The following is a 25,351-nucleotide window of genomic DNA, read 5'->3' on the forward strand; positions in this document are numbered from 1 at the left end:
GTTGAGGCATACCCCATTCGGACACCGACTACACAACCTAAGGGCTTGCAGGCTGTCAGCAGGGCTTATCGTACGATTTTTTCCGTTTTCTCTATGCCCCCCGATTTAATGTCGTTCTCGTACAGCTGCAGCAAGTCGTCGCGTGACGGTATGTACATGGGAGGTGATCTCCAGCTGGTTCTTAGCCCTAACGCATATATACGTTAGGGCCTCACCGGCAGCAAGTCGCCTCGCCGGCAGCGGCCAGGCGGGGGCAACTGACGCCCTCCGGTTATCAGTCGTCCCCGCCCGGCTGGGCATCAGCGTCGGGCGGCACTTCCACCAGCTCGCCGGCCTCAAGGAAACGTACGTCGCAGTCCACACAGAGCAGCCGCCCGCTAAGGCCTGGCTTGCCCCACACGTTCAACTTGCAGCTGGGACAGGTGTACTTGCGCTTGTTCTTCGGATCCTCAGCCGGCGTTGCCGGCTGGATCAGACCCGCAACAGTCAGTGCCGGTATGTCGATGGTCGGATCCTCGGGCTGGGGTAAAGGCTCCCCACCTGGCCCGTACAGCTGCGTTGCGGACATTGGCACCCGCTGGGTGACGATATCGATCCAGGAAATCATGGCGCCGGTTGCGAGTAATTCGTCGCATGCCACATCGAAGGGACCGCCCTCGATGATGTAGTGCGTCATCTGCTGCCCGCACCGGCGCCCGCCAGGCTCACCCGTGTGCGAAGGCATCAGCCCGATGGCCTCCATTTTGTCGGCCCACTCGCGGTTGTGGTACCCGCCGCGAGACTTCTTCCCGAAGCAGTCCTGCCACTGGTGCGCCTGTTCATGCACCAGCGTGGACAGCGTTTGCTTGATGCTGCGATGCGCGAAGTAGGCGCAGTTCAGCGCGATTTCATCGCTCTTACCCGAGCCATTCCGGCGCAGGAAGCGCGATGGCGAGTAATAGCCGAAAGTGTTGGCCTTGCGCTGCAGGGTGAAGATGCAGCCGGGCAGCTGGCCACCGTATAACCGATCATTGAACCAGTCGTACGCCCCCTCGATTTCGTCATAGAGCAACTGGCTTGGGGTTGCGGACATGCGGCCTCCATTTCTCGCACGCGAGAATCCCCCCTGCTGATCACTCGGCGTCAGGGGGGTGAACGTTACAGACATTGTAACCTGTATCGTACGATACAGGTTACACATCAAAAAAAGGGGGCAAGCCCCCTCACCGTCCTACTAAGTAGGCGACATACACGATGGCGGCGCCAAGCGCCGCACCAATCGATAGCAGAGCTACCGAGTACCCAACCGCCCGGCGCTCAGCCTGTGCTGTCACCAGGCTGGCCGCACTGCGGTTGATCTCATTCCCAATCCGCGCTGCCGCTTCGCGTCCTGCCTGCACCAGTGCGTTGCGCTGTTCTTCCATCATCGACTCGAAGTTCAGCTGCGTCTGCAGCAGGACTTTGCCTGCTGCATCGCGTACGGCTTCGGAAGTCTTCGCCGCCAGGTCGGCGTCGACCTGTTCCAGGCGCCGCACGATGGCATCAAAGTCCTCCATCATTTGCGCGACCATCGCTTCGCGGGCCGTGGTTGGGTCCTTGGCCATCGATCACTTCCCCTTGCCGAACAGCGAGGCATATACCTGGTCAAGGTTGCGCGATGCCGACTTGGCCAGGCGCTGCGCGGAGATCATGCGCAGGGCGTGATCCTTTTCGGTTTCGTCCTTGGCATCGCGCAACTGGGCGCGATAGTCCGTGGAGTCCTCCAGTACCTGCGTGACGTTCATTTTCAGCGGGCGCAGGCGCTCGAAAATTTCGTTCGCGTACACCACAGCATCGCGCTTGAGGGTGAATTTCTTCTCGACTTCGTGGAAGCCGAACAGCGCCGCGAACGTCTGCGGGATATCGTCGGCATCATCGATCTGGACTTTGTTGAAGACGACCAAGATCTTTTTCGCCGGCACGCCGAGCGCGGCCAGGGTCTTGATGGTGTTGATGGTATCGACCTGCTGCTTTTTCTCCGGCACTGCCGGCACCAGGAAGTAATCGATATCTTCGTGGGAGCCGTCGTACTGGCCCATGAACTTGAAGAAGTCTTCAACGTTGGATGCGCCAACGTCGACCACAACCTTGTCCTCGGTCAGCAGTACCTCGGACAGTTCGCCAAACTGTTTGCCCTTGAGGCGTTCAATTTCGGCTGCGGTGTCCGACGCACCGGCGTTGATGGTTTCAATTGCAAACCGCAGACCGCCGATACGGGGCCAAAGCAGGTTATCGGAGAGTGTGGTTTTTCCGGAGTTGCCGGTGAAATTCACGGTGACGGTTCTCATGTGCGTTTCCTTCTGCTGCGCGCTGCGCTTTCATATCGATCCAAGTCCGAGGCGTTTTGATCGTCCCCGGGATTCATGAGCCTGCTCAACTCAGCCGGCCCCAAATGGGGCCGTTCGTCCGCGTCATGGCTCGGTTCTGTATCGTACGATACACCTCCTTCCTGTTCCGGCTCGACCTGCCGCGCTGGTTCCTCAAAATGTTGCGGCACTGGTGCTGGGCTTGCAGTCTTTGCCTGGTTTCCACGTTGGGCCTTGCGGTATCGGTACAGGTAGCTCTTGAGCGTATCCATACTGACCTCGATACCTTGCTCCTTGAGCACATCCAGAATCGCCTGGCGTCGTACACCTGCCCTCAGCTGCTTCTCGATCACTGGCATGACCTTGCGTATTTTCGCTGCCTTTGTCACTGGCTCAACCGCCATCAGTGCCTTCTCGATATCCTTGCCTGCCATTTTGCACCCTACCTGCACCCATATTGCATTTACCCTGTATCCTACTCACCCCCTACCTGTAGTCAAGCTATACCCCTTCTGCACTCAATCTACAGCCATACAGCACCCTTTCTGCCTACCCTTGTCCTCCGCTCGCTACGGCCTTCGGCCTAGGCACTAAAAACGCCCTTAACAAGAGCATCAATTTCGACCCTTAACAGGGTCAAAATCTCAATACACAACACGCACCTCCCTGGCGGGAGGTGGAAGCCGCGTCAGCCTTGAGCCTGAGCCGCTTTTCCAGAATTTACTACGTGATACGTTTGTATTACAAAGTATGCTTGCAGTGCAGATAAATCAAGGTTTTTGTGTGATACATTTGCATTACAGCGAATGTGCGTTACCTTTGGGCATGTCAAACCCCAATTTTCAAGGTGCATTTGAGGGAGCAACGTGGGCAAAACAGTACCCATTCGATTCAACGACGAGCAGCTGTCCAGGGTTGAAGAAGCGGCGGCACTCGCTGGCTATAAGCACCTATCGAGCTACATCCGCGACCGGGTGCTGGCCACAGACAAAGGTGGCCGGCAGGTGGATATGGACAGCTGGGCCGAGCAGCAACAGATCCTTGGCTTGCTCGAAACCATCACCCAGGAACAGGCACGGAGCAGAACCATTCAGGCCATCGTGGTCTATCTGCTGCGTCAAGGAACGGCACAGGGCAAGGTCAATGAGCTGCGCGCTCATCTCAAGCACCTGGTCAGCAGCGAGGATGCACTCGCAGCACTTTTGCCCGACCTGGCCGAGGACATTGAACGTCTATCAGGAGAGGACTGATGCACAAACAAGAGGTTGATTCCGCCGCTATGACAGCGGGCTTTGGTTTGCCGATCGCTGGCTGGTTGGCCGGCACCCAGCTGGCTCAGCTGCCACTGGCGCCGTTCCCTGCAGCGTTCAAAGAAACACTGCACAACGGCTGGCACGAACCTCTAGTGCTGGGTGCCACCATTGCCACCTCGGTTGTTGCTGCAGGCTTGTGTTACTACCTGTACGAATACTGCGACGACGGGTTCAGAGGCGAACGGTTCCAGCAATGGCTGCGTGGTTCTCGGATTCGTAACTGGCATTTCGTGGAGCGCAAGGTCAACGCTCGCAATGCCAAGACCAACCGTGAGCGCCGCAAAAAGGGGTTGGAGAATGCCAAGCCAATCATGGTCGGCAAGCTGCCGATGCCGCTGCACCTAGAAGACCGCAACACCATGATCTGCGCGTCCATCGGTGCCGGTAAGTCCGTGACCATGGAAGGCATGATCGCATCGGCATTACGGCGCAACGACCGCATGGCCGTGGTCGATCCCAACGGGACCTTTTACTCCAAGTTCAGTTTCAAGGGCGACTACATTCTCAATCCCTTTGATGCGCGCTCTGCAGGCTGGACCATCTTCAACGAGATCCGTGGCGTTCACGATTTCAACCGCATGGCTAAATCGATCATTCCGCCGCAGGTAGACCCCAGCGACGAGCAGTGGTGTGCCTACGCTCGGGACGTACTGTCCGACACCATGCGCAAGCTGATGGAAACGAACAACGCCAACCAAGATACGCTGGTCAACCTTCTGGTTCGCGAAGATGGCGACACCATCCGGGCGTTCTTGGCGAACACCGACTCCGAAGGCTATTTCCGTGACAACGCGGAGAAAGCCATCGCAAGCATCCAGTTCATGATGAACAAGTACATCCGCCCTCTTCGCTACATGGGTAAAGGTGACTTTTCGATTTATCGCTGGGTGAATGATCCCGACGCCGGCAACCTGTTCATTACCTGGCGGGAGGATATGCGCGACACCATGCGCCCGCTGGTGGCCACCTGGATCGATACCATCTGCGCAACCATCCTCAGCTCCGAGCCAATGACCGGTAAACGTCTGTGGCTGTTTCTCGATGAGCTGCAATCGCTCGGTAAATTGGAGAGTTTCGTTCCCGCTGCGACCAAGGGCCGGAAACATGGCCTGCGCATGGTCGGCAGTCTGCAAGACTGGTCCCAGCTCAACGCAAGTTATGGCCGGGACGACGCGGACACGCTGCTGTCGTGCTTTCGTAACTACGTCATTCTGGCGGCGGCAAACGCCAAGAACGCCGAAATGGCCAAGGAAATCTTGGGCAATCAGGAGGTCAAGCGCTTCCGCAAGTCTTGGACTGCAGGGCGCATGACGAGGGCCGAGGAAATCAAGCTGGAACCGGTCGTGATGGATTCGGAGATCTCGAACCTCAATGACTTGGAAGCCTACGTCAAGTTTGCCGAGGACTTCCCCATTACCAAGATCAAGACGCCTTACGTCGATTACAAAGAGCGGGCGCCGGCAATCGTCATTGGCCAAGCAGCTTGACGAGGTAAGCGATGTTCAACGTGACGCTGATCAAGGGTGACAACCAGTACGCGGCGGCAGGCTACTTTTCCAACGCCGATGACTACTACGCCAAGGAAGCCCCCGGCGAGTGGCAAGGTATCGGTGCCGAGTTGCTGGGTTTGGAGGGGCCTATCGACCAGAAGGAGCTGGCCCGTCTGTTCGATGGAAAGCTCCCGAATGGCGAACGAATGGCTAAGACCTTCGACAAGGAAACAGGCTCCCGTCGCATGGGCTTAGACCTAACGTTCTCGGCTCCTAAGTCCGTCTCAATGCAGGCGCTGATCGCCGGCGACAAGGATGTGATGGCAGCACACGACCGCGCAGTGACCAAGAGCATGGAGGAAGTCGAGCGCCTGGCCCAAACACGATTGAAGGTGAACGGCAAAACCATGCTCGAGCGCTCGGGCAACTTGGTGATAGGCAAGTTTCGTCATGAAATGAGCCGGGCCAAGGATCCGCAGATGCACACGCATGCCGTGGTCATGAACATGACCAGGCGGTCGGATGGCAAATGGCGCGCTTTGCGCAACGACGATATCTACAAGATCCAGCCGCAAGTCGATGCCATGTACAAGGGCATCCTTGCCCAGGAACTGCGTGCGCTGGGATATGAGATCCGGGTTCTGGATAACCAGGGCAACTTCGAGCTGGCCCACATATCGCGTGACCAGATCGAGGCGTTTTCCAGTCGTTCCAAAGTGATCGAGGACGCGCTGGCCAAGGACGGAAAAACCCGCGCCGATGCCACCCCGCTCGAAAAGCAGATCATTGCGATGGCCACACGGCCACGCAAGGACGAGCGCGACCGCCACCTGGTCAAAGAATATTGGGTAACCAAAGCTCGCGAGCTGGGCATTGATTTTGGCGCTCGCAGCCACCTGGACAATCGCGAATACGCGCCTCGCAAGGGCAGCCCTGCAGAATACAGCCTGCCCGAGGGCATCACGCCAGGGCAGGCCGTTGTCCAGTACGCCATCAATCACCTGACCGAACGTGAGCAAGTGGTAGGGGAAAATGACCTGCGCACCGTCGCCTTGCGACGTGCGGTCGGCCTTGCTACCCCTGATCAGGTAAACGAGGAAATCAAGCGCCTGGTCAAGCAAGGGACGCTTATCGAATCTCCGCCGACCTACCGCATGCCCAACGGCGACTTAGATTCGCCGGTACTGTCGCCTGCTGGCTGGCGGGCACACCTGCAGGAGCTGAAAGGCTGGAGTGAGAAACAGGCCCGTCAGTATGTAGACAAGGCTATCAAGCGCGGTTCGCTAGAGCCTGCAGAAAAGCGCTATACGACGCAGAAGGCCTTGAAGCGCGAGAAAGCCATTCTGGCTATCGAGCGGACAGGCCGTGGCCAGGTCACCCCGTTGATGACCAAGGAACAGGTGGCCAAGGCGCTGGAAGGGTCCACCTTGTCGGCTGGCCAATACCAAGCCGTTGAGGTGATCGTCAGCACCAACAATCGATTTGTAGGCATCCAGGGTGATGCCGGTACCGGCAAAACCTACTCGGTAGACCGTGCCGTCAAACTGATCGATTCCGTGAACGCCGCGATGGCCAGCCGGGATTCCCAACCGGGATCAGGGTACAGAGTTGTTGCCCTGGCACCGTACGGCAACCAGGTCACCGCCTTGAAGAACGAAGGGTTGGATGCGCACACGCTGGCCAGCTTCTTCCACACCAAGAACAAGGGATTGGATGCCAAGACCATCGTTATTCTCGATGAGGCCGGCGTGGTGGGCGCCCGCCAGATGGAACGGCTGATGCGGGAGATCGAGCAATCCGGCGCCCGCTTGATCCAGCTGGGTGACACCAAGCAAACCGAGGCCATCGAGGCAGGCAAGCCATTTGCTCAGCTGCAGCAAAACGGCATGCAGACCGCACGTATCAAGGAGATCCAGCGGCAGAAGGATCCCGAGTTGAAACTGGCAGTGCAGCATGCGGCCGAGGGGAAGCCCACCAAGTCCCTGGATCACCTGAAACACGTTGAAGAATTGCGAACGGCCACTGAGCGGCACCAGGCCATTGTCCGCGACTACATGGCACTGACGCCCGACCAACGCAAAGAGGTATTGATCGTTGCCGGCACCAACAAGGACCGGAAGGAAATCAACCAGATGGCCCGCCAGGCACTCGGGCTGCTGGGGAAGGGTAAACAGTTCGAAACGTTGAACCGTGTCGATTCCACCGACGCAGAACGTCGGTACGCCCCCAGCTACAAGCAGGGCATGATCATTCAGCCGGAAAAGGACTATAAACGGGCTGGCCTGGTACGAGGTGAGCTGTATGTGGTCGACCAGGCGCTGCCGGGTAATGTGCTTGTGGTCAAGGACCGTAGCGGCAACCGATACGAGTTCAACCCGAGACAGGCCACCAAGCTCAGTGTCTACAAGCTGGAGAAACCCGAGCTGTCTGTGGGTGACCTCATTCGCATCAACCGCCAGGATCCCAAGCTGGACCTCACCAACGGCGACCGCATGCGCGTAGTCAGCATCGAGGGCGGCGTGGTGCAGCTGGCTTCGCTCAAGGAGATCAACGGCCAGCCCGAACGCACCGTGAGCTTGCCGACCAACAAGCCGTTGCACCTGGAACATGCCTATTCCGCGACCGTCCACAGCGCTCAGGGTCTGACCAATGATCGCGTCATGATCTCGCTCAACACCAAGAGCCGCACCACCTCGCAGAACCTTTGGTATGTGGCCATCAGCCGGGCACGGCATGAAGCCCGCGTCTATGCAGACTCAATCAAAGGTCTGCCGGCAGCAATCGCCAAGCGCTACGACAAAACCACGGCGTTGTCGCTGCAGCAGGAACGCGAGCGGCAGCGTAGGGAGTCGATTCAACCGCGGAATGTTGCGGACGGCCAGGCGCTGGAGCGCAAGCAACGTACTCGCTTGGAAGGCCCGAGCAGCGGGCATCCCAGGATGTGAGTCAAACGCTTTTGGTGGTGCTGGCCAGCTTCCCACTATGCCCCGCCTTGTGCGGGGTTTTCAGTGGCGGGGTATCGGAACGTGGACGGTACGTGGTGATTCCAAGTTTACGCCGGCGCTTGAGGACTGCACTTGGACTTCTGCCGGCGAGTTGAGCAATCGCTGCATCGCTCAACACCCCTAGCAGGGGATCGAACACTTCGAGCGGATTGGTCTGCTGGTCACGGTGCGACGGAATGCCCAGGGATGACCGCCTGACCGTTATCGTTTGCTTGGCCACCCCTGCCAGCTGGGCCACATGCTCATCCGTGAACAGACCCAAGATGGAGTCATAGGCCTGCAGATGGCTCCCAATGCCAAGGCGTCGGCGCCGTCCTGCCACCGCGTGGATGCTAACACCCGCTGCAGTGGCGATCTGTGCGTCCGACCAGCGACCGAATAGCGGCTCGAATGGCCACAGCAGCTGATCGATTTCGTCATGAGTCATATCGAATATCGGGCAAAAAGAAAGGAGCCTACCGGCTCCTTTCTCCTTTTTCAGCTACTACTCAAAAACCTTTGCCGCCGTAGCCTTTCGGTTGGTGTGAGGGGGTTTTTAGTTCGTGCTGCAGCTGGCGTTCTTGCACGATGCCAACGCCCGAGAACGGGTAACGGATCGACAGATCCTTGCCCTGGTGCAACAACCCAGCCTTGGCACTGCTCAAGGCCGCTCGCTCATGGGCAATATGGATAGTCTTCTGTCCGTCACTGACGGCCTGAATCACCTGGTTATTGTGGAAGGCGACTATCTTGCCGTCGTAGGTCTTGCCCTGCTCAGCTGCCTTGATGGCCGGCATATCCATTGGCTTGGCCATTGCCATCGCTTCACCGGGTTTACCAGAGGCCGCGCCGGATTGCTCAGCCTTGCGCAGCTCCAGCGCATCCTTGAACGAGGCTTTGAAGTCTGCAGCGCCTGGCATATTGTCGAACGGCAGATCCTTGTAATACTGCGTGCCCTCCTTGCCAACCTGCGCAAAGACACGAGCGGCTTGCCCGCCCTGTTGAACAGTCATCACGGATTTGTCGGAAAGCTCGGCCTTGAACCAGGCTGCGCCCGCCAGCTTTGCGTCGGTGAACGTTTCCGGTTCCCTGCCCTTTTGGAACAGCTGGTAAGTGGTGGTCTGATCAGTTTGCTTGTCCATGTGCGTGCCCTCTCAGTAGCTTGGTTTGAATGCTTGGCCCTTCTCCCACCGGCTCTGCCAGTGGTTCAGGTACTGCTCAGCGAGATCGGCGTCGTTCCAGACGACCAGTGCGTTCTCACTATTGTTTCTGGCAGCTGCAGCGGTGTAGTTGTAGCTGCCGGTTTCAACTGCCTTGCCGTCAATCACCATGAACTTGTCATGGTGGATCGCGTAGGCCTTCACCGTACGGGTTGGGATGCCGGCACGGGCCAGCAATGTCAGCGCATGTTGGCCAGCGCGGGCAGCGCCACCTTGCAGATTGCCTTGATGGTCAGCCACCACCGCCACATCGACACCGCGCTGTTTGGCCGAGATCAAGGCCTTGGTCACATCGGGGCTGGTCAGCATGTACGCCGAAAGGCGAATCGAGCTTTTGGCCGCGCCAATGGTGCGCAGTACTAGATCCTGTGCCGAGCCTTCTGGCGAGAAGCCGACTTCAATGCGGCGCGCGCCATCGACCAATAGCGGTGCGGCTGCAGGCTCCGACGAAGCAGGCGCCTGGTCAGCCCAAACCAGGGAGCTGGCCACCATCGCTACGGCCAAGGAAAGGGACCTTACTGCAGTGAACTTAGAAGCCACGTTGTACGGTCCCCCATTTGTCATTGGCCGCTTTAGCACGGTCCTGGTCCTCAGCGCACTGGGCAACAAAGTCACCCCGAGCTTCGGCAGTTCTGGACGGGCTGAATTTTCCTTTTTTCGTTCGAATGATGCTGAAGTACTTGGTGACGTACTTGTCACAATCACCGTCGCGGATCATGCCCAGCAGACACAGGGTGGCCCCACAAGCTTCTGAATCGCTTTTAGAGCCGTAGTCGTAATTAGTTGGTGGCTGCGGCAATTCATTCGCCTGCACGGTACCGGCAAATGCCAGCGCAGCGAGGAAAGTCATGATTGGGGTGCGCATACGAACTCCTTTTCTCGCGTGCGAGAAATCAATTGATGATCTGGACAAATGACGGGGTGGCTTGCTGCTGTTCGGCAACAGGCTGCGCCTCGGCTTGTTCAAAGTGTTGTGGCGCAGGCTGATCGAAGCGCTTGAATTCCCGCTTCGGAATATCAGCCTCGGCATCGGTGTTGAGGTGGACTTGGATCTGCGGCTTGCTGGCAGTCTCAGTCTTCGCGGCAGCAACGGCTTGGCCATTGTCGTCAGTGAAGGTCAGCCATGGACCTTCCTGCTGTTCAGAGGCCCTACGAGCGCGCTGCGGCGCTTTTCGGGCAGGGGAGCTAGCTGCAACCACGGAAATCGGCTCAGCGCCTTCTGCACCCTCTACAGCCGGCACAATCGGATCCTCAGCAGTGGGGTTCAGGGCGCGGTGAACCACTTTCTCGACGTAAGACATTTCGCCAGGTCGATCCGGGCGGAAGCCACGCAGCTCGTTGCCGCTGTAGTACATCGAAAAGGCCTTCAACAGCGCCTCTTGCTTGTCACTACTGGTCGTAAGCGCCTGCTTGTAATACTCCACCAGCAAGTTGCTGATGGCCTGCAGGTTGCGGCATGGCTCGAACACATCCTGATAGCTCAGCCCGCGTGCACGCATGTTGGTGACTAGCAACTGGCCAAGGCCCATGGCATAACGCTTGCCGTCCCGTTCCAACTGCTCGGCAGTGGCGATGGCTTCGCTCAAGGACTGAGGTTGCCGCTGCAGGTGAGTGCCAACCACGCCGATTGCGTAAGGGTTGAAGGTAGACTCGTTGCCGATCAACGCCTTGAGCGTGGACGGGTGAACGGTCGGCGCGCACTTGGCGGCAAGTTCGGAAAACCGGGTCGGCTGTGCATCTTCGGCATGAACCATGGCAGACGCGCAGACACTGGCCAGCAGCGCCAGGGTGAACTTAGGCAGCTTTCGCATAGTGAACCTCCGTGATGATGCGTCGGCCATCGAAGCCGTATTCCCACTGGATAACGACATCGATCAGATGCCGGGAGAACTCGATCAGCTGGTTTTTGCTCATGTCAGCACCGCCACGCGATGCCATTGATGCCAGGCGGTCGAACATGAGATCCGGCGAGTCGGCGTGGATAGAACTCATCGTGCCGCTGTGACCGGTGTTCATCAGTTCAAGGAAGGGGAACGCCTCGCCGCCACGCAGCTCGCCCATAATTGCCCGGTCAGGGGTCAGACGAAGAATCGATTCCAGGTGATCGAATGGCGTGACACGGGCCTTGCCCTGGCCACCTCGCGAATAGATCAGGTTCACCACGTTCCCGCCCGCTGGGCGCAGTTCGCGGGTGTCCTCAATGGTGATTACTCGCTCGCCATTGTTGCCGTCCACATGCTGCAGCAACTCGTTGAGGAAAGTGGTTTTGCCGGCATTGGTACCGGCAGAAACCATGATGTTCTTGCGCGCCTTGACGATGCCCTTGAAGAACTCTTTCCAGCGCTTGGCCCGATACAGTTCAACCAGGTGATCATCGCTGTACTGGCCATGATCACGTGGCTGGTTGATGAAGTCGAAAGCACCGGAAGCCTCGTATTGATCGAGGGTAATTTGCTTCCGCCCTGGTTTACGGATACAGACGATACCGCCGATGTGCTGCTCAACAGCCGGGGCCAGGACGATCTGGACGCGGTAGTCGCCCCGCTCGTTGTCCGGGACGTTGTCGTCCAGATTGATTGGGATACGCCCCGACAGGATTGGCGTGTAGGCGCTCACTTCCTGGTCAGTGTGGGCGGCAATCAGGCTGGCCAGCGATTTGATCAGGGGGAGCGTTACACCTTGAACCGGAACCGGACGCATGAACCGGCTACTGCGGTAGCCGGCCCATACGTTGTCTGGACCGTTGATAGCGATCTCTGTCACTTCCGGGTCATCCAACATGCCAGCAAGCGGACCCAGTTTTGTGCGAAAGGATGCAATCTCAGACATATCCGGTCCTCAGTTGATGAAGGTAACGCCGCCGCTTTCGGCGCGTTCGGCCTGCTTGGCGAATGCCTTGGTAAAGTCCAGGTCGCGCTGCAGATAAATCACGACACGCGAGCCATGCGGGACAGTCACGGTCGGCTGAATGTTGGCGTAGCGGCCCAAAATGGTCTGTGCCGAATCGGCGGCGGCTTCCTGTACTTCGCTGCGGTAGCGGGACGAGGAATTCTCCTGATCGCTCGACGAAACACCGCTGTTCGAGGCCCCGGCGCCGATGATCGATACCGCAGCCGCGACACCGAAAATCTGCGCCCAGTGGTTGTCGACCACGCCACCCTGGCCAGCGGTACCCAACTGGTCGGTACCGGCACTGTTGAGCGGGATTTCCATCGGAGGGCGCCCGTCCAGGCGCGGGATTCGCACAAAGTTCCAGATGGTAAACAAGCGCTCTTGGCCCGGCTTCAAGCTGGCGTTGTAGCTCCCACACACCAAGGAACCCCACGGGAGCATTACCCGGCGCCCTTCGGCGGCGTATACATCCTGTGCAATCGACGCGCAGATTTGACCAGGCAGTTGGCTTTGAGCGCGGGGCTGCAGGGTTGCCTCGATGACAGCCCCCTGCAGCACTTTGTATCCCAGGTTCTCCATCACACGGGCTTCGGTGAACGGCACGCTATCGCTGTAGGTAGACGCGGCGAAAGCATCGTTTGCATTCATCGGGCCTTGTGAAGAACGACCACCGCCACCCAGTAGAGAGCCACCGTTGGCCTGCTGGCCATCGGCGCCCTGCCCTGCCCCTTGGTCAAAACCTTCGTCTTTGGCCGTCGCGAAAATGGCCGAGCGCTGCCGTGCCGCGAGCATTTTCTCCCGCTCCAGTTGGGCCTGCATTTCCAGCTGCTGCCGGCGTCGTTCTTCATCGCTCACGGCGCCTTGCTGCTGCCGGTCAACGACCGAACGTGGCGTATCTGCCGGCGCGCCCGGCTCATTGCTCACCGGCGCGACCTTCGCAGCCTCCCGACGAGGTGGCGGATCCATCACTTTGCGCGGGCTGGCCGCGACCAGTTCTTCTTTTTTCAGCGTGTCTTTATTTTCGGTTTCGTCATCGCCATGGGTAACCATGTACGCGAAGCCACAGGCGACCACTGCGGCTACCGCAATGGCAATACCACTGCGCTTGCTGTTGCCTGCCTTGCCCTTGAGCATCGAGTTGGACTCGTTCCACTCGCGGATCTCTTCGTCACGGGTCTTTTCTTGAGGTTGAGTAGGTTCGGTGGCCATCTTTATGCCCCCCCGCCGTCACGGGCACCACGGGTTACGGTGCGCTTGTAGGGATTGGCCAGGTTTTCAACGCAGACGTAGGCATTACCACTGCGCAAGACGAACATGCTGGCCAGGCGCTTGACGACCATGTACTCACCTTCACGGCGAGCATCGACCATCGCCTCGGTACCATCCGGCAGTACGCGGTAGAACTGCGGCAGATCGGCGCCTTTCTTGATCAGGAACTTGGTGAACTGACCGTCGTCCATCACGCCCTGCACGCCGATGGCTTCCTTGTCCCCCGAGTAGCCGTAATTGATGTTCGGCGATGCCGGAGTGCCCGAGCTGGTGACCGGGGTACTGCCAGCAGGGGTTTCCCCCTCGGGGTTGTACGAGGTGATGCGAGCGTTCGGGTAAACGAATCGCACCAGGTACGACTGGCCCGACTTGACCTTGGTGCTGTTCAGCTGGAAGTAGTAGGTACGCTTGGAGGTGATCACCGTCATGTTGGTGTCGGCGTTGTCTTCTACCGGCTTGAGAAACACACGGTTGCGAAATGGCATGCTCTGCCAGGCGATGGTGTCGCCCAGGGCCACGACCTTCACCATTTCATCAGCTTCAAACTCGATGGAAGTCTGGTAGCCATAAGTGCCCACCAACTCATAAACCTGGTTGGGATCGTACGGCACTTGTTTTACGCGATTATCACTGGAAAGCGGCTTCGGCAACTTTGCGGCATGGGTGCTAAATGCGCAAAGAGACAAACTCAAAGCAATAGCAGTCGGCAAAACAAACTGTTTTTTCATGATTAGTTTCCTTGTCAGTTCAGCGAATTACCGGCGGCTCAGTTCTTCGCTCTTGCGATACACAGTGGCCAGCGTGCCAAAAGGGTTTTCCCAGCGATCCCCAAGGGCACGGGGTACCAAAGTATGCGCAATCTTGATGGTTGCAAGGTAACGACGTTCAACCGGTTCCTTGTCACCCCATTTATGGGTAATTGACTTGAAGGAAACTTGGTATTCATCGCCAACTTTATTCATCAAGTACGGCTGCCCTTCGATCCAATCGTTTTCACCCAGCAGAACATAGGGGTTCTGCGGGTTTTCCGGGTTGGTGACTTCCTCATACTCCCGGGCAACTTGCTGCGTCTGGTAGGTATGGCAGGTATCGGACAACTGCTGCTTACGTTTGGGGTCAAAGGTTTCACATGCGCGGATCATGTCGAATAGGGTTTTCTCGATGATCGCTTGTTCCTGATCAACGTTGTCCTGGTCGATGACGCGCTGTTTCAGGACCTCGCCGTCAGCTCCTAGTACCGTGACGACCGGAATGTAGGTCTTGGAATTCGCCAAGCTTGCCACGGCGAATCCAAGGCCCAAGATCACAGCTGCCTGCACCCCCTGGAAAAACAGCGAACGGTTACGCTCTTGGCGAGTCTTGTTGCCCTCGACTTCACGCTTACGACGGGCTTTTTCAGCCTTATCAAATTGCTTGTCTTGTTTGTCCATTATTTACGAACCCCTAAAGTACGCAGTGCCATCAGCACCAGCGATGAACCACCAACAGCCGCGCCCGATGACAATGCTGCTGCCCAACCGCGCACCTGCAGCATGCAAATGATCATGACACCCTCAACAATCACCAACTGGCCCCATTGCTGCGCAGTGATCAGGGCGGCATCTGTAACAGTTGCCGTTGCGGCCACTTCTTTGATTGCATCCCCGAACACGGAATAACCAAAACGGACAACAGCAATCGACAGGATGTAGATCAATGAGAAGTTCAGCATCTTGCTAAACCAGTTCATTGCCCACTGGCGCACCGCATCAAAGAAGATAAAGCCAATCATGATCGGTAGTATCGCCATGACGATTGCTGCACCAAACTTGGCAATCAGCATGTTCAGCACAGCCGCGATAAACAGGATGCAGTTCAGCACAAACAGGCCGGTCCCCATCAAGATCATCGCTGCCTGCCGCCAGCTGACATTCATCAGCGTACTGGCGACCTTGCCAATATCGACGTAAAGCGCATCGAGCATGGAGTTCGTGCTTACGCCGCCGCTCATGATCTTTGACGCGATACTTTCGGTCCAAGCGCCCCAGGCCTGATAAAGAACCGTCCCGCCTGCGGACCAGTTCAGGCAGGTAAACACCAGGGCGGTCAACATGGCCCGCTTGACGATATCCCAGCCTTTGACTGAAACATGGCCGTTGTACATCTGCAGACCCAAAGCGACCCAGTAGCCCACCGCCAGAGTCCATACCAGCGGCTCTACCATGCTGGCCAGGTTGGGGAAGACCTCACTGACAAAGGAAGTGGTTACTTCATCAGTGGCCCCAACCAGGCCTTGTAACGTCAGCTGCGCCATGGATTCCCGGCCCCGTATACGGTCTTGAAGTGGGAGATCACTTCGGGCGACCGGAAGTCCTCAGCACTCAAGGCAGCTCCGGTTTGGGCCTTGATCTCCTGCGCGGTTTTGTCGATGCAGCCTTTCACCAGACCGCCGTTGTACGACGGGTTTTGCATGTAGATCTCGGCAAAGCAGGTGCCAGGGAACCAGCCTGCTACATCGTCTTTGGTTGCTTTCAGCAAAGGATTGCCGGTTTGCACCTCGACTACCGGCGCCGCTTCGTCCTCCGGCGTAGAGCTGAAATTGATGTTGGTGACATTGACGTAGATGATCGACGCCGCCGCAAAGCCGACCACGCCCACGCAGATGATGTTGGTCAGGGTGAAGAACTTACGCATTGCGGGACTCCTTGTGCTGGATGACAAATGGGGTGAATTCACAGGCGCATGGCGACTTGTCGATGGTGCCGCTGTTGGTAACGCAACCCGAGGCGGCAGACACCAGCACCAGGACCAGCAGGAACTTGCCAAGCTTCCAGGTCAGCCAGAGCGGCCCCCAAGCCGGGAAGGTGATTACCTTGAGGATCAGCCAGAGCGCATTCATAGGGTTCTCCTTTCTCGCATGCGAGAATCAGTTTTCGTCTTTCCAGCGGAAGAACTGTTCGTTCTGTGCCGTAGCCTGGTTTTCCTGGTTGGCCAGGTTCGCTTGCAGGTTCATGTTCAGGGCCTGCAGCTTCGATTGGGCCGAGGTCAACATGCCGTTTTCAGTGGCGATGCGGTTCTGCAGGTCGGCAGCATCCTTGGCGTTGGTCGTCAGGTCCACTTGCTGGGACAGGGTGGCCAAGTTGTTCAGATGGACCTGCACTTCGCTGTAAAGCGCATCACCTGCGGACAGCGCAGCCACAACCGAGTTAGAACTGAGCTGGTAGTCCTTGGCACGATTGCTTTCCGGTGCGGTGAACAGCTCCTGCGGCAACGTGTTGATCAACTGCTCGTAGTAGCTCTGCTTGCTTCCGTAAGCGCCGCTGTTCTGCCGAGACACCACCTCTTGCCAAGAGCCAGGTACGACCGAGGCCGAGTTAATCGACTCGTTCAGGCCAATCGCGCCACGACCGTAAGCACCCTGCAGGTTGTTCAGGATGTTGCCCTGCGTCTCGTACTGGTCTTTCAGCGTCTGGTACTGCTGCTGCAGCACAGCCAGGTTCTGCGCCAGAGCCGCCCAGGTGCCGGCGTCACCAGTCGGCACACCGACTGCGTGCGCTTGGCCACTAATGGCCATGGATACGGCGACTGCCAAGCCGAGTTTCTTGATAGTTGTCATCATCGAACCGCCTTCAAGTTGTGGGTGTTTTTGGCCTTGGCTTCCTGCATGAACACAGGTACCCAGACCGCTGGATCGTCGGTGCCAAGGCGCTCGATGATCTGATCCATCAGGGCGACACCAACGTCATTCGAGGACAGGACCGGGATAAAGTCGGACAGGTCCTCATCAGGGTTATCCGACGAGAGATCGAAACAAGCCCGCACCGATTCCCGACCACGACGGATCAAGAATTTGTGTTCCTTCGGGTTGAGCTTGCGTAGCCATTCCCGCTCGGCCACCGTCAGGTTTTCATGGTCTTCATCTTTCACCTGGTCGCTGGCCAGGTAGATCTTGGTGACGGTCTGCTTATCGATGGAGTCCGTTTCGCTGCGGAAATACTTGGCATCCGGCGTCACGAAGATAATCAGCCCGTTCTTACGGCGGATCTGCATGATGAAGTTGTCGATTTTCTTGCGCCAAAACTCGTTCTTGACCAGGTTCTGGCCTTCTTCCAGCACCAGGATGAACGGGCGGCCATTCATGGCCTGCTCGATCCGATGCAGCGGGTAGCTCATCACGACAGGCAGCTCGGGACGGGCTTCCCCCCCCCTTGAGCAGCTCCATCATTTCAAAGCAGTAGTGCCGCGCTTGCGAGAAGTCGATGGAGTCCTCGGCATTGTCGAACACACCCGCATTAGCGCCGGTAACACCTTTGGCGCCATGCCAGATGGCCATAATGTCGGCCAGCTCGCCCTGGCCGTAGGTCCAGACCACATTACGCAGGCGGCGATCAGCAAGCGGCAGACCGTAGTTCTCCTCCACTGCTGCCTTGAACCGGGTAATGTCTTCGGCACTGGTCGGCGTCGAGGCGTAGCACTCGCGCATCTGTACTTGCCAATCAACCAGGTACGCACGGTTCTCCGGCGTATCGGGCAGCTTGAGCGGGTTCCAGCGCATGTTGCTGTGCGGGGAAAGTGTGGTGTGAACGCCGCCCATAGCCTTCATGAACACCTTTGCCCCAAAGCGGTTGTCGAACCAGAACACCAGCGGCTCAGCCTTGTCTGCCTCGGAAACCAGCAGGGTCAGCAGCGTGGTTTTACCCATGCCGGTATCAGCCGCCATGCCTAAGTGGCCCGCTACCATGCCTTCCATTTCACGGTGGAAATTGAAGTTGTATTGCGTGTAGCTCTCCGTCTCAAAGGCGGTGATCGCAGGCCCCCACAGGTTGCCATCGCGACGGCCCCGGGCGTAGTTGTGCAAGGATGCAAACCCGGCGAAGTTGCTGGACTTGATCTTGCCGCGTCGACCGATCAGCGCTTCTTTCTGGCCCGGTAGTTGCGACCAGAAGAAGGTTTCCAGAGCGAACCATTCACGCACTGGCTTGACCAGCATTTCAACGAAGCAACCTTCCACCAGGCCAACCGCATGATCCAGGCGCTTGCGGTTGATCTCCCGGTTTGCCTCGGTAGTCATCGGCAGCGATGGCACATGCACGAAAATGGTCAGGTGATGCGCACCATTGACCGCATTGCCACGGCGGAGGTCGCTGATACCTTGTTTCAGTTCCTTCTGGTCGTCCTCAGAAATGTTGTGCTTGTCGTCCACGGTCATGCGACGGGTTTCATCCAGCATCCCCTGCTCAGCCTCAATCCGGTTCTGGAAGGTGAACGACTGGGTGATGATGAACTCCACCGGCTGCTGCAGGAACTTGTCGAGCATGCGCGACGGTGTACGGCGCGGCCATTCGCCCATGCTTAGCATCGCGCCGATTTTCGACTCGGTGCTGCCACGGATCTCGCACATGTTGGCCAGGACCCGGAAATTCAGCCGGGCGTATGGCAGCGACTCTCTGATCAGCAGGTCCGATACGGGCACCTTGCGGTTGTCGAGGTTGATCAGGTAGTTGAAGAAACTGCTCAGCTCGCAGAATTCCTCACCCAGGAAGTCATGCACGGCTTCCGCTTCGTAGACTTCGTGATCACCAACCGTTGCCTTGAAGTCATGCCACTGCAGCTGGAAACGCTGCACGGCGTTGAACGCAGTTTCACGATCAATACGGCCCATACGCGGCTCAGGATGACGCTGCACCCGTAGCCGGCGAGTACCGTAGTCAGCCAGGCTACGCAGCACCAGGTTGGAGGCCTTGTAGAGCGAGTCGGCCATCGCATCCAGCGATTCCGCTTCATTCTTAGTGGCCTCGGTACCGGTCATCAGCGCGATAGCCCGATCCATCAGACCTGGCATACCCGCACGAAAACGCCTTCTTACCAACGAAATGTAGATGTCGTTGATGTAGAAACCACGGCTCTCGTAGCGCTGGCGAAGACGCTTGTTGAACTGCTGGGAGAACCAGGTACCGCCTACGCCATCAGGAAAGTCGGTCACCTTGCGGCGCACGAACGTGACGTAGACAGTCAGGTCACTGCTTGCGATGGTGCGGAACACAGTGTTGCGCTGCTGCTCGAAGCGCTTGATCTGCTCGGCGGAAAGCGAGTCGAACAAGAGGCCGTCCACTTTGATGACTTGAACCAGCGCTTCCTCGCTGGTGATAACGGTTTCGTCATCGTAGTGAACGTCATACGGCACCATTGCGCTCACCAGCATTTCATCATCATCCAATGCCGCAGCTTCTGGATGCTGAACGCCAAGCGAAAGATCCATATTTCGCGTCAGCTTTTTGAATGCTTTATCAACGAGGCGCATAACTGCGATACCCCCAAAGTTTGCGTAACCGCGATGCCTTCAAGTTACTTGCTGCCTGTAGAACTCCGAATAGATATACGTCTTTACTGCATATCCAATACGAAATGACAAACAAGACTGGGATAAGACCCAACGGGTACAGTGATCGAATCAACAGTGCTAACAGCACGGGTGCTATCAGACTTATAAGAATGCTCGACAATGTGAATGGTCCGACCATTGAAGGCCGGGCCATTGCCAATACGAGCACTTCACCTTCTTCAAGGTCGTCGTACTCGGCCATCGCTTACCTCACTTCAGTGCGGTTTGCGCACCGGTTTTGATGGTATCGACCAGGTTTGGCGAGAAGAACACCAGGAACACGCCGGCAACAGCCCAGCCGAACTGGCCCCACGACATGCGCCCCGACTTGGCCTGGAAGCCGCAGAACGCAATGGCTGCGATGCCCAGGTAGTAGCCGATATCAAAGATGAGGAAGGACACTACGTCCTTGGCCAGGTTTTTCAGGCCGCTGAAATCCATTGCCGCGTTGGCGATTTCAGGGAGGATTGCGAAGGAGAACAGCGACCCCAACACTGCGATCTTGGTGGCCTTGGCCATCCAGTCATCGCGCATCAATGCCTTGTGCGATGGAGTCTTTTGCGAGAGAACTTGTTTCAGAGTTGCAGTGGCTTTGTCCTTGAGCCAGGTCCGCCAGGTTTGTTTGTCGTTGATACCTACGTTGCGTTGAGTTTTGCGAGCAGAGAGTTGCATACCATTGCCTCTTTGATCATGACGGGGAACCCCCGTACGTTACGGTTATTGCCTTATTAGGATTGTTAGGGCAGGTATCCTTTATGAAGTCGATAGCAGTATCGGCATTCTTAAATAACCGTGTTTTCCCTAACGAGGTTACTACGTTGAAGCGTTGTCCCGTTGAAGGGCTCTCAATGATTAATTCCCATTTCCGACCGTCGCTATCCTGCCTTTCATTAAGGATCACTCGGTAATCCGGCTGGGCGACGGCGAAAACCGCCAGATCTTTCTTCTCTAGGCTCTGCATCTCTTCCCCTGGGCAGCTCTTGGCCAAATACAGGGGCGATACTGGAGTCCTCTTCGATTTTGTTCTAGATCCCACCTCGCATTTCTTCCCTCTTTCGAGTTTTGATCCATGAAATCCGTGTTTCGTGGTTTAAGATATGCCTTTCATTTCACGAAATCAAGGTTTCACTGTGAGAAATATCGGATCCATCACATTCGGCGACGAACGGCCAAGCCCCTGGCTAACGCCTGGTAAGGGTGTGATTTGAATAGGTCTTTGATTTGAAAAGGAAATATCCATATTTCTGGCATCTGCAATGCACGGACGCCGGCTTCGTGCCGGGTAACAAGGTGTTTCGGGGATGAGACACCTCGCGCAGAAGACAACGAGAAATAGGTTTTGCTCAGATTGCCCGACGAACGGTCTAGGACGAGCTTTGGAGGGTGGTCAGGTGGCAGCTGGGAGCCGCCCCGAACTGCCACCCTGGCCAACAGGATCTGTACGCAAGGAAACCATCCCGTACGACACATGTTGACGTGCGCGCAGTGTAGCAACTCCCTTCCCTACCTTTCTCGCATGCGAGAAAGCCACAGCGCTGATCCGTGACCCTTATCAATTTCCCGCATGCGAGAAAATCTAGTAAACCCTTTTTAGGGGTTGACTATGGGGTTTACTGATGCAAGCATGATCCCACGTTCAATCCACTGCTCCACCGGAGATCATAGGAAGGTCACCATGAAACGCACTGCCGTTGCGAACCAAAAGGGTGGCGTTGGCAAAACCACCCTTGAAGCCCACCTGGCCTGCTATGCAGCAGAACAAGGTAAACGTGTGCTTGTACTCGACCTGGACGAAAGCGACCTGTCGCAGTTCTTCCCCCCTATCGAGGATGGCGACGATACGCCCTACCTCATGGCCAGTCAGCTTTTCACTGACGAGCACGCCGGCTTCGTCCCCCGCCAGGTTGCGCCCAACATCTGGCTTATCGAGGCCGACGTAGCGCTGCTGGATGTGGATGATATGGAGCTGGACGTTGTAACCAATCTCGCCAAGGCTCTGGACCGCTTCAATGACGAGTTCGACCTTTGCTTGATCGATACTCCGCCGAACCTGCAGCGCCGCATGATTGCCGCCCTAGCGGCTTCTGATTCAGTTGTCACTCCGTTCAACATCAGCGCATTCACCCTGGCTCGCATGCCGAAGCTGATGGCCACAATTGAAACTGTGCAGGATCAATACAACCCGGGCCTGCGTTTCCTAGGTTTCTTGCCGAACCTCATCAATAGCCGCTCAAGCGAAGAACTGGAGATCTTGCCGAGCCTTCGCGAGGAACACGGCGAGGCCATGTTCAACGAACAAATCACCCACCGCCCCTGCATCAACAAATCTCTGGCAGCCGGCAACCCTGTGTGGCGTAAAGCTCGCAGCGGGAGTCAGCGGGATGCGGGTAAAGAAATGAAACGGGCCTGCGCAGCGGTGCTTAGCAAGGTCTTTGCGGAGTGAGGATTGAATCATGACGGAGAAGAAAAACTCCTTTGGTCGTGCAGTTGCGGCGACGGCCAAAAAGCTTTCTGACTTTCAAAAGCGCCCGGCCAATGAAGGTGCGCTGATTGAAAAGGTCAACCCTGGCGAAATCGAGTGTGTGAAGCAGATCCGTAGCCAAGACAACCCAGGATTCTCTGACGAATCGCTACGGGAACTGGCGGACGACATTCTGGTAAACGGCCAGATCGAACCCTGCGTAATACGACCGCACCCAAACCCTGAGTCAGGCTTCAAGTACCTGATGGTTGCCGGTGAACGCCGTTATAGGGCGTGCATCATTGCGGGTGTGCTGGTCGAAGTGACGGTGAAAGACCTTACCGATGCTCAAGCGAAGCGCATTCAGCGGTCCGAAAACGTTCACAGCGAAAACCTCACTCAGCTGGAACTGGCACTTGCCCTGCAGGAAGACAAGGACAGGCTCGGCACCCTGGAGAAGGTCGCTGCTGAATGGTCCAAAGGGATCAACTGGGTGGCTGAACGCCTTTCCTATCTGGTGAACGTCACCAAGGAAGGCGCAGGCCGCGAGGCGGTCGCTCGTGGCATCACTGCGGATATCTCGACGGTCAACGATATCAGCCGCCTCGATAAACTGGACCCGCAAGCTGCTGCGGATCTATTGGAGCGCGCAGAGGGCAATGAAGACCTGAATCTCCGCCAGGAGGTCCGCACCACATTGCGCAACACCAAAGCCCTCCGCGTACATAACGGCGGATCCAAGAAAGGATCCGAAAAAGGCGCACCGGGGAACTCGACCCAGCAAACCCTGCTCGATGACCAGTTGGGCAAACTGCGCGAGGCAAACGCTGTGCTTTCAGCACAGGTGGAAACGCTCACCTCGGAAAACACCTACCTCAAGGCCGAGTTGGAGAAAGCCCGTGCGCAGCTGGCCGAGCGATGGAAAGGCTCTGAATGACCGCCCGGCATCCTGACCAGGACCTGCGGATCCCCCGAGAGGAATTCGAGCGGATCCGCACCAAGTCGAAAATGCACTCACGCAGCCTCGACGTAGCCTTCGAGATCCTGGTCGAAGGCAAGGGCCTTGTCGCGGTCGCCAATGCGCACGGACTTACCAAGCAGCGCGCCTTGGCCATCCGCGACAAGATCTATTCCAGTTACCTGACACAGACCCCGGAGGGCTGGCGGTGCGCGCAGATCTGCGCACCTGCCGAAATGATTGATCGCTTCGTGCTGGAGGCCGACGCCGAACGGCTTCGGTACTGGCAGACACATTCCATGACCACCAAGGACGTTGAACCATGACCACCCCAACCGATAAGGATCTCGCCCAGCTGCTGCAGCCATTGCAGGAAAGCTTGGCGGGTATCAACCGTTCACTGCGTACGTTGGCCGATACCCGGCTGCTCGAAATCTTCGGCCCTGAGCTGTCAGACCGAAAGAAATGGACTGAGCAGTTGAAGCACGCGCACCAAGAGGATGACCAGGCGCTGTTTGATCTGCGTCAGGCCGGAGAACAGGGCCGATACCCAGGCGGATATGACCAATGGGTCAAAGACTTCGGCGAGGAAGAAGCCAAGAAGCTGGCAGCACCCGTGGTAAGCGCTTTGGAACATCGAAAAGTTACCTCGGCAGAACTGGCCGAGTTGGAAGCCGCTCAACCTCTCTTGGCGCGGTTGTATCGCGAATTCAGCAAACTGCAAGGCTGATCCAGGTCCCTGGAGTGACGAATGGACCGGTCCCTAAAGTGACGAATTGACTGACATTGCGCCCACGGGCTAGGCGGCTGGCCAGGCGCCCAACCCTCGCATTCGTCACTTCGGGGACCGGGAAACTATATCGTCACAAATGGGTATACCCCATATGGCACAGATATGCCCTGCCCTACCCCTTCGGCGCAGAAACAAAAAAAACACCCATTCTGATACACTGATTTGAGTACACCCATACTGATACGGTATCCCCAATGTTCATCCGCGCTTACCTACGAGCTTCGACCGATGATCAAGACGCTAGCCGCGCCCGTGATCAGCTGGAAGCATTCGTCGCCGGCTTCGGCCTCGCCATTGCAGCCAGTTACATGGAGAACGCCAGCGGCTCGCATGCCAACCGACCCGAGCTGATCCGGCTATTGAAAGATTCAAGGCGGGGCGATGTGTTGCTGGTGGAGAGTATCGATCGACTATCGCGCATGGGTGATCAGGATTGGCGGGAACTCAAGGGCGCGATAGACCAGCGAGGTTTGCGTATCGTCGCCATCGATCTGCCGACCAGCCATCAGGGCATGACATTGCCCACCAACGATGAATTCACAGATCGCATGCTGTCGGCCATCAACTACATGATGATCGACATGATGGCGGCAATTGCCCGTAAGGACTATCAGCAGCGCCGGGAGCGACAGCACCAGGGCATCGTCAAAGCAAAGGCGGCAGGTGTGTACAAGGGCCGGCCCGTGGACGAGGATCTGCGTAAGCGTGTGCGCGAGCTGCTGGGTGCCAACCTCGGGATCCGCGCCACGGCCCGCCATGCCAACTGTTCAACCACAACTGTCATGCGTATTCGTGACGAGCTTTCAGTCGAGCCGGTCGGGAATGGTTGACTAGCGCAGGCGAAGCCGGAGTCTGTCAGCCATTCACGACTGGCCGCCGCCGGCCAGGCGACTTTGAGGCCCTAACAGCCAATGCAAATGGAGCAAGCGTTAGGAGATCATAAGAACCACGACTACAAGCCCTTGTAATACGCGGCCTGCAGGGCAGCACCTCGCTCATAGTATGCACGAACCTCCGATCATGATCCGTGAGCGACCATCGCTCACTATCTATGACCTACCCCTAGCTCATTATCCGTGAGCTAGGTTAGCTCACCGTATGAGCTACCCCCCCTCCATGAGCTACCCCTAGCTCATTGGTGAGAGATATCGCACAAGATTTGAGAGATAACGTGCAAGTATGAGCTACCCATCGCTCACCATATGAGCTAGGGTATGCGTGACTCATGAACGATATCTGACAAATTTGCTCGATATCGATCAAGCAACAGCACTGTAGGAGGCCCA

27 protein-coding genes and 1 pseudogene are annotated in these 25,351 nt (G+C 57.2%); 8 read left to right on the forward strand and 20 right to left on the reverse strand.

Annotated features, from left to right (window positions below):
* Nucleotides 1–274: 274 nt before the first annotated feature.
* The 4 genes from K5H97_RS29360 to K5H97_RS29375 all read right to left on the reverse strand — a co-directional run bounded on the left by K5H97_RS29360 (nt 275) and on the right by K5H97_RS29375 (nt 2,758).
* Nucleotides 275–1,072, reverse strand: a complete 798-nt coding sequence (locus K5H97_RS29360) for a SprT-like domain-containing protein (RefSeq protein ID WP_028691952.1) — start codon at nt 1,070–1,072, stop codon at nt 275–277.
* 130 nt (nt 1,073–1,202) lie between these two features.
* Complete coding sequence (locus K5H97_RS29365; protein WP_028691951.1) at nt 1,203–1,583, reverse strand: hypothetical protein; 381 nt, start codon at nt 1,581–1,583, stop codon at nt 1,203–1,205.
* Nucleotides 1,584–1,586: 3 nt separating this feature from the next.
* Nucleotides 1,587–2,306, reverse strand: coding sequence for a StbB family protein (stbB, locus tag K5H97_RS29370; RefSeq protein WP_028691950.1), 720 nt, complete (start codon nt 2,304–2,306; stop codon nt 1,587–1,589).
* Nucleotides 2,303–2,758 carry a hypothetical protein gene (locus tag K5H97_RS29375; RefSeq protein ID WP_028691949.1) on the reverse strand — a complete coding sequence of 152 codons (456 nt, stop codon included), beginning with the start codon at nt 2,756–2,758 and terminating at the stop codon, nt 2,303–2,305. The genes stbB and K5H97_RS29375 overlap by 4 nt, the downstream gene beginning before the upstream one ends.
* A 432-nt stretch (nt 2,759–3,190) precedes the next feature.
* Between K5H97_RS29375 and K5H97_RS29380 the strand changes: the two genes are divergently transcribed.
* From K5H97_RS29380 to mobF, 3 genes are read left to right on the forward strand one after another with little or no spacing between them, the layout of a single operon-like run.
* A complete protein-coding gene (locus K5H97_RS29380) occupies nt 3,191–3,574 on the forward strand; it encodes a hypothetical protein (RefSeq protein ID WP_028691948.1) in 384 nt (127 codons plus the stop codon).
* Nucleotides 3,574–5,124, forward strand: coding sequence for a type IV secretion system DNA-binding domain-containing protein (locus tag K5H97_RS29385; protein ID WP_028691947.1), 1,551 nt, complete (start codon nt 3,574–3,576; stop codon nt 5,122–5,124). Before K5H97_RS29380 ends, K5H97_RS29385 begins: the two co-directional genes overlap by 1 nt.
* 11 nt (nt 5,125–5,135) lie before the next feature.
* Nucleotides 5,136–8,072 carry a MobF family relaxase gene (mobF, locus tag K5H97_RS29390; protein ID WP_028691946.1) on the forward strand — a complete coding sequence of 979 codons (2,937 nt, stop codon included), beginning with the start codon at nt 5,136–5,138 and terminating at the stop codon, nt 8,070–8,072.
* A 1-nt stretch (nt 8,073) separates the two neighbouring features.
* Here mobF and K5H97_RS29395 read toward each other — a convergent pair whose 3' ends face one another.
* From K5H97_RS29395 to K5H97_RS29470, 16 genes and pseudogenes are all read right to left on the reverse strand, one after another.
* A complete protein-coding gene (locus tag K5H97_RS29395; RefSeq protein ID WP_028691945.1) occupies nt 8,074–8,559 on the reverse strand; it encodes a hypothetical protein in 486 nt (161 codons plus the stop codon).
* Between the two features lie 61 nt (nt 8,560–8,620).
* Entirely contained in the window at nt 8,621–9,253 is a 633-nt protein-coding gene (locus tag K5H97_RS29400; RefSeq protein ID WP_028691944.1) for a KfrB domain-containing protein, read from the reverse strand.
* A gap of 12 nt (nt 9,254–9,265) precedes the next feature.
* Nucleotides 9,266–9,823 (reverse strand): phospholipase D family nuclease, encoded by a 558-nt coding sequence (locus tag K5H97_RS29405; RefSeq protein ID WP_051555727.1) that lies wholly within the window; start codon nt 9,821–9,823, stop codon nt 9,266–9,268.
* A 37-nt stretch (nt 9,824–9,860) separates the two neighbouring features.
* Nucleotides 9,861–10,196 (reverse strand): TrbM/KikA/MpfK family conjugal transfer protein, encoded by a 336-nt coding sequence (locus K5H97_RS29410; protein WP_028691942.1) that lies wholly within the window; start codon nt 10,194–10,196, stop codon nt 9,861–9,863.
* 28 nt (nt 10,197–10,224) lie between these two features.
* Entirely contained in the window at nt 10,225–11,142 is a 918-nt protein-coding gene (locus K5H97_RS29415; protein WP_028691941.1) for a lytic transglycosylase domain-containing protein, read from the reverse strand.
* On the reverse strand, nt 11,126–12,160 hold the full coding sequence (gene virB11, locus K5H97_RS29420) for a P-type DNA transfer ATPase VirB11 (RefSeq protein ID WP_028691940.1): 1,035 nt from the start codon (nt 12,158–12,160) through the stop codon (nt 11,126–11,128). Before virB11 ends, K5H97_RS29415 begins: the two co-directional genes overlap by 17 nt.
* Nucleotides 12,161–12,169: 9 nt before the next feature.
* Entirely contained in the window at nt 12,170–13,432 is a 1,263-nt protein-coding gene (locus K5H97_RS29425) for a TrbI/VirB10 family protein (RefSeq protein ID WP_028691939.1), read from the reverse strand.
* A 2-nt stretch (nt 13,433–13,434) separates the two neighbouring features.
* Nucleotides 13,435–14,220 carry a TrbG/VirB9 family P-type conjugative transfer protein gene (locus tag K5H97_RS29430; RefSeq protein WP_028691938.1) on the reverse strand — a complete coding sequence of 262 codons (786 nt, stop codon included), beginning with the start codon at nt 14,218–14,220 and terminating at the stop codon, nt 13,435–13,437.
* A gap of 27 nt (nt 14,221–14,247) precedes the next feature.
* Nucleotides 14,248–14,922, reverse strand: a complete 675-nt coding sequence (locus K5H97_RS29435; RefSeq protein ID WP_028691937.1) for a type IV secretion system protein — start codon at nt 14,920–14,922, stop codon at nt 14,248–14,250.
* Nucleotides 14,922–15,785, reverse strand: coding sequence for a type IV secretion system protein (locus tag K5H97_RS29440; RefSeq protein WP_028691936.1), 864 nt, complete (start codon nt 15,783–15,785; stop codon nt 14,922–14,924). Before K5H97_RS29440 ends, K5H97_RS29435 begins: the two co-directional genes overlap by 1 nt.
* Nucleotides 15,773–16,165 (reverse strand): hypothetical protein, encoded by a 393-nt coding sequence (locus K5H97_RS29445; protein WP_028691935.1) that lies wholly within the window; start codon nt 16,163–16,165, stop codon nt 15,773–15,775. The genes K5H97_RS29440 and K5H97_RS29445 overlap by 13 nt, the downstream gene beginning before the upstream one ends.
* A complete protein-coding gene (locus K5H97_RS29450) occupies nt 16,158–16,370 on the reverse strand; it encodes a hypothetical protein (protein ID WP_028691934.1) in 213 nt (70 codons plus the stop codon). The genes K5H97_RS29445 and K5H97_RS29450 overlap by 8 nt, the downstream gene beginning before the upstream one ends.
* A 27-nt stretch (nt 16,371–16,397) precedes the next feature.
* On the reverse strand, nt 16,398–17,087 hold the full coding sequence (locus K5H97_RS29455) for a type IV secretion system protein (protein ID WP_077563720.1): 690 nt from the start codon (nt 17,085–17,087) through the stop codon (nt 16,398–16,400).
* Nucleotides 17,087–19,772, reverse strand: a pseudogene (locus K5H97_RS29460) (VirB4 family type IV secretion/conjugal transfer ATPase). The gene K5H97_RS29455 and the pseudogene K5H97_RS29460 overlap by 1 nt, the downstream one beginning before the upstream one ends.
* The gene (locus K5H97_RS29465; RefSeq protein WP_011005967.1) at nt 19,759–20,055 is read right to left on the reverse strand and encodes a VirB3 family type IV secretion system protein; all 297 of its coding nucleotides are present in this window, start codon (nt 20,053–20,055) and stop codon (nt 19,759–19,761) included. Before K5H97_RS29465 ends, K5H97_RS29460 begins: the two are co-directional and overlap by 14 nt.
* A gap of 8 nt (nt 20,056–20,063) precedes the next feature.
* The gene (locus tag K5H97_RS29470; protein WP_047710201.1) at nt 20,064–20,525 is read right to left on the reverse strand and encodes a TrbC/VirB2 family protein; all 462 of its coding nucleotides are present in this window, start codon (nt 20,523–20,525) and stop codon (nt 20,064–20,066) included.
* A 1,003-nt stretch (nt 20,526–21,528) separates the two neighbouring features.
* Between K5H97_RS29470 and K5H97_RS29475 the strand changes: the two genes are divergently transcribed.
* The 5 genes from K5H97_RS29475 to K5H97_RS29495 all read left to right on the forward strand — a co-directional run bounded on the left by K5H97_RS29475 (nt 21,529) and on the right by K5H97_RS29495 (nt 24,895).
* Nucleotides 21,529–22,296, forward strand: coding sequence for a ParA family protein (locus K5H97_RS29475; protein WP_028691931.1), 768 nt, complete (start codon nt 21,529–21,531; stop codon nt 22,294–22,296).
* 10 nt (nt 22,297–22,306) lie between these two features.
* Nucleotides 22,307–23,251, forward strand: coding sequence for a ParB/RepB/Spo0J family partition protein (locus K5H97_RS29480; protein WP_028691930.1), 945 nt, complete (start codon nt 22,307–22,309; stop codon nt 23,249–23,251).
* Nucleotides 23,248–23,598, forward strand: coding sequence for a TrfB-related DNA-binding protein (locus K5H97_RS29485; RefSeq protein WP_028691929.1), 351 nt, complete (start codon nt 23,248–23,250; stop codon nt 23,596–23,598). The genes K5H97_RS29480 and K5H97_RS29485 overlap by 4 nt, the downstream gene beginning before the upstream one ends.
* Nucleotides 23,595–24,002 (forward strand): hypothetical protein, encoded by a 408-nt coding sequence (locus K5H97_RS29490; RefSeq protein WP_028691928.1) that lies wholly within the window; start codon nt 23,595–23,597, stop codon nt 24,000–24,002. Before K5H97_RS29485 ends, K5H97_RS29490 begins: the two co-directional genes overlap by 4 nt.
* A 257-nt stretch (nt 24,003–24,259) precedes the next feature.
* Complete coding sequence (locus K5H97_RS29495) at nt 24,260–24,895, forward strand: recombinase family protein (RefSeq protein ID WP_028691927.1); 636 nt, start codon at nt 24,260–24,262, stop codon at nt 24,893–24,895.
* Nucleotides 24,896–25,351 lie beyond the last annotated feature (456 nt).

It is taken from the genome of Pseudomonas mosselii (assembly GCF_019823065.1).
GTDB classification, from domain to species: domain Bacteria; phylum Pseudomonadota; class Gammaproteobacteria; order Pseudomonadales; family Pseudomonadaceae; genus Aquipseudomonas; species Aquipseudomonas mosselii.